Origin of the sequence: Edaphobacter sp., from assembly GCF_035532915.1 — a bacterium.
GTDB lineage: Bacteria > Acidobacteriota > Terriglobia > Terriglobales > Acidobacteriaceae > Edaphobacter.
On record NZ_DATKQC010000149.1, the window covers coordinates 1 to 4,548 of the forward strand.

The following is a 4,548-nucleotide window of genomic DNA, read 5'->3' on the forward strand; positions in this document are numbered from 1 at the left end:
CACTTCGACCGCTGACGCGGCGCCTGTGGCGGCCTTGACAGAACCCTCCGCGCCCCTGACCGCCGCAAAGAGCCATGAAGCGGGGGCACTCAACAAAAGAAATTTGGGTTTGGGTGCTCTTGCTCGTGGACGCCACTCCGCCCCAAGCGGGCGACATCAGGAGCACCGTATGCCGATCATCGACACCGTAAGGAATCTGCTCACCCACAACAAAATTCCCACTCTCGACACTCTACAGATGTCGGATCTACTGCACCATCTCTTCACAGCCTCCGAGAAGACAGAGCGCATTCAGGTTGCCGAAGCCGTGTACCGCCACGATCACGGCCATTCGAGCGCACTGGATGTATTTCTTGCCTGCACGCTTCCCTTGGCTGAGAAGGCCGCGCGCCGTCGGGCGCACAAGGTTTTCGTTTACCCATCAGATTGGCAACTTGAATTGATGTACGATGGCGCAGTCGCGGCGGCGATTGCCGTGTTTCAGTGCAACTTTGCCGTGGAGACGGGGAGCGATGCATTTCGACGCTATCTACTTCGTGCACTGGCGTTGGGAGCCGTGCGATCGTATTTTAGGCGCGAGGAGAACGACGGCATTCGGGCAGTCGCCGATCTCGCCGCGCTTCCCATCCACATCAAGGCGCACAACAATCAGGCCGAGCAGGACATCATCGCTCGGGACCTACTCGATCAGGTAACCGGCTTCCCGAACTTGCGACCCGATGTGTGCGCAACTCTACTCTGCATTCGAGCACTCGGCCCGGACGAGGCGCTCAAGGAGCACACTTTCACGGCATCGGGCGATCCTGACAAATGGAAAAGGGAAAGAGGCAGAAGGCCGATCCTTAATCCGAATGCGATTGCCCAAGCGATGGGAACTGATCGGAGTACGGTTCATCGTAATCTCCGTGAAGCAAGAATCATCCTCCGCAGTGCCTTCAATGCGGACGGCAAACTGTTCCTGAACCACTAAAGCGCCAGCAAGATAATGCAGCGCCAGCCATCGGTTCCGATGGCTGGCGCTTTCTTCTGCCCAAGATCACCCGACTAAGGAGAATTACGATGAATCGCGAATTTGAGCAGTATCGCTTCGCCCGTATCGAGGGCCGCAACGTCACACGCGCTCGACTCCAATCACAATTCAAGGATAGAATCAACGACCTTGAAGAATTGGAGAAGGCAGTCGCTTTAGAGTTAGTCATGGAAACGCACTGCGCGCCGTGGCGGAAGTCGGAATTCGAGCAAATGGGTTGTCGCGAAGGGATGCGCTTGGCTATCCATGAGTTTTTCGGGAAACTACGCCGGGAAATACCAGGTGCAGATCGCAATCGTTCCGCTGGATAGCAATTCGTGGGTGGACTTGCTCTTAACGCCATCATGGACGCCTTGGCAGCGCATTCCACCATGAGCAGACAGGCATTGGACTCGGATATGGGGCTGATCCTTGCGAGCCCATGGTTAAAGTCAACGGAGAGGGCTTTCCTGCCACTGAACGTTTTGCGATACTGATCCTCCCAGTTGGGATGTGCTGTGACCGTCCTGGCATCGCGGGAAGCTGGCGAGCAAGCCCGCGTCGGTCCATTTGGCGGTTGTTCAAGGTGCCTGCAATGTCGAACCGCGGTCGGGAGCAGTCGTTCAGTTCGGCAGGGTGCTTTCTGAGGCCAAAAAAATCAGCAGAAAGTCAGGCCCAATATCGACATTTATTGGATATTTTCGACCTTGCTTCAAAAATAAAGGCTATTTTCGACCGGAAAGATTGGTTTCCGACCTGAAGTCATGTATAGTTGTTTTCGACCAGATAGAGAAATTATCGTTTGCTTTCGACCGGAAAGAGGAGTTTTCGACCGTGGCCGCCGAGAATCATCTCCGTAATGATGGTTACGTCAGAACCTTCCAAGAGAAGATGGTGCCAACTGACACAAGGCTGGCGGGCTGGGCGGCCCTCGTTCAGACATTTGGTGTTCAGGCCCCTGTCCGCCGCCCGAGCGTCGTATCCGAACAGCACGTCAAGGCGAGCCGCCGGGAGGAGAGGGGCTGGAATGTCTTCGACAAGCGGTACTGGCAGGGCGACTCCTTCGGCGATCAGTTGGGATTCGCGCTGCGACACGACGACATTGATCTGCTGGTCCTGAAACGGCTATTCGAAGCCGTCCCGCAAGATACCGTCACCGCGTTCGTGCGCAGCGCTCCGACCGGCGCACCTAATCGGCGCGCCTGGTTCCTCTATGAGTTCCTCACCGGCCGGACGCTCGACATTCCCGACGCGGCGGAGGCGAGTTTCACCGATCTTCTGGATGACCGCCTTTATTTCACCGCGGCACCGCGGCTCTCGCGTCGTCACAAGGTACGCGACAATCTGCTCGGCACGCCTGCCTTCTGCCCTGTCATTCGCAGGACGCAGGCGCTCGTAGACTTCAGCGCGCGCGCGCTTGGAACCAAGGCGAACGAGGTCATTGGACGTACCGGAGCGAGCGTGGTCGCGCGCGCGGCCAGTTTCCTGTTGCTAGCGGACAGCCGCGCTAGCTTCGAGATCGAAGGTGAAAAGCCGCCGCGCAGCCGACTGGAGCGGTGGGGCCGGGCGGTGCTGCAAGCCGGAAAGAACCCACTGACGATTGATGAAATTTTGCGCCTGCATACCGTGCTGATCGAGGACACGCGCTTCACGCGGGCCGGTTTGCGATTGGATGGCGTTTTCCTGGGCGACCGCGATCTTGAGGGCGATCCGCTACCGGAATTCATCGGTGCGCGCTCTCAAGATCTGCTGCCCCTGATGCAGGGCTTGATCGCCGCGAACGAGCGCATGCGCGAAGGAGATCTCGATTCAGTACTCCAGGCGGCGGCGACGGCGTTCGGTTTCGTCTACATCCACCCGTTCCAGGACGGCAACGGGCGTCTCCACCGCTGCCTGATCCATCACGTTCTGGCGGAGAGAAAATTCACACCGCCCGGCATGGTATTCCCGGTCTCTCCTGTCATGCTCGACCGGATCGACACCTACCGTGACACGCTGCGCGCACATTCGGGAACTCTGATGAACTTCATCGAATGGCGGCCGACACCCGAGAGAAACGTCGAGGTCCTGAACGATACGGCCGACCTCTACCGGTACTTCGACTGCACCGAGGCGGCAGAATTTCTCTACGCCTGTGTTGCGCGCGCCATCGATAAGGACCTGCCTCAGGAAATCGACTTCCTGCGACGGAATGATGAGGCAATGCGCCGCATTATGAACATGGTTGAGATGCCGGACAGAATGGCGGAGAATCTCGTCAGGTATATTCGCCTAAACGAAGGCAAGCTAGGCCGCAAGCGACGCGAAGGCGAGTTTGAGAAGTTGACCGACGATGAAGTAGCCTCCATTGAGGCCATCGTCCGCGAAGCCTTCGAAGACTTCGAAAGCTAGCTCAACTTCCGCAGCCTGGGGGCTTGCGCAGAGTCTTTTGAGTAAGTTTTCGGCGCGAACCTGGGGGTGGCCGAGAGCAGAGCGTTTGTTTTCGGTATTTGGTGTAAGTGCTTCTCGGCGGATAGCGATGATGCGCGGGCTTCCCTCACAGATTCGCCTTCGCCAGTCGCCGCAGGAAGGCGCCCTTGGCGGCATGTGTTTTACGAAGCTCCTCCATTGTCAACTGGAAGCCGGTTTCATCTTCTTGGCGAACAGCCAGGTCATGCAGATCCACTAGCAGAATCACTGCCCGCTCGTAATCCTTCGGCTGCCGCTGCTGGATATACGTCTCCACTTGCTTCCAGACCACCTTCGCGCGCTTCGCCAGACCGTCCAGGTACACCGCGCGATCCGCCTCATCCTTCGCTTTCTTCCGTGCTGCGTCAGCCGCTCGCTTGGCACTCAATTGCCTTGCCCGCTCATCGGCGCGGACACGGGCTGCTGTCAGGAGATCTTTCACTTTACGCCGTTCGATTGCACCGTGGCTCGCCGCGACGGCGTTCTCCCGCTGAAAGCGCTGCAGGAGTTCGAGCCTGCACCGTTCACTGGACTCTGACAGAAAGCCGACGAGCAAGTCATCCTTATCATTCGCAGGCAAGCCCCGAAACCAGGTTGCAAGTTCCTTCCGCGACGGCCCTGCTTTCAATGGCGCAGAAGCGGTGGCTGCAACTTCGACGAGATCCTCATCGATCCCAAGGAATTCGATCAACGAATCAAGGGGCGCTGACAATTCGCGCAGGCCGGCAGGCACAGGTGGCTCCAGTGTATCTTCAGAGAATTCGTGACACTCCACGCTATGCAGCCATCCGAGATACAGGCAACGAAAATCGCTGCGAAGAAGATTGGAGCGCAGAGAAACCAACGATCCCATCCAGCCAGTGCCATCATCCCAGTCGTCGTCGGACTCAACTTCACTTTCAAAGCTGATAATCACGAACTGTCCGGCACTCCGTACGCTCGCAGCTTCGCCTGGAAGTATCGACTTGAGATGTTTGACGTCGACCAGATCCTTCGGCAAGCGAAGATGGAATTCTCGCGTCCCCCAATTTGCCACATAGACAAATGCGTCGAAATACTTTTCCAGAAGTTTGAGCGGATCGGCTTTCAAG

4 protein-coding genes are annotated in these 4,548 nt (G+C 57.5%); 3 read left to right on the forward strand and 1 reads right to left on the reverse strand.

The window, feature by feature from the left end:
* Window positions 1-169 precede the first annotated feature (169 nt).
* The 3 genes from VMU57_RS07260 (at window position 170) to VMU57_RS07270 (ending at window position 3,400) form a co-directional block, all read left to right on the forward strand.
* A complete protein-coding gene (locus tag VMU57_RS07260; RefSeq protein ID WP_325381967.1) occupies window positions 170-970 on the forward strand; it encodes a hypothetical protein in 801 nt (266 codons plus the stop codon).
* Window positions 971-1,059: 89 nt separating this feature from the next.
* Window positions 1,060-1,341: a hypothetical protein gene (locus VMU57_RS07265; protein ID WP_325381968.1), complete on the forward strand. Its 282-nt coding sequence runs from the start codon at window positions 1,060-1,062 to the stop codon at window positions 1,339-1,341.
* Window positions 1,342-1,843: 502 nt separating this feature from the next.
* Window positions 1,844-3,400 (forward strand): Fic family protein, encoded by a 1,557-nt coding sequence (locus VMU57_RS07270; protein ID WP_325381969.1) that lies wholly within the window; start codon window positions 1,844-1,846, stop codon window positions 3,398-3,400.
* A gap of 145 nt (window positions 3,401-3,545) precedes the next feature.
* Here the strand turns inward: VMU57_RS07270 and VMU57_RS07275 are convergent.
* Window positions 3,546-4,548 (reverse strand): hypothetical protein (locus tag VMU57_RS07275; RefSeq protein ID WP_325381970.1); only part of this gene is annotated, 1,003 nt, incomplete at its 5' end.

Bases quoted from the DNA above. Each gene is read 5' to 3' on its own strand.
- VMU57_RS07260 (WP_325381967.1), top strand. From the start codon at position 170: ATGCCGATCATCGACACCGTAAGGAATCTGCTCACCCACAACAAAATT.
- VMU57_RS07265 (WP_325381968.1), top strand. From the start codon at position 1,060: ATGAATCGCGAATTTGAGCAGTATCGCTTCGCCCGTATCGAGGGCCGC.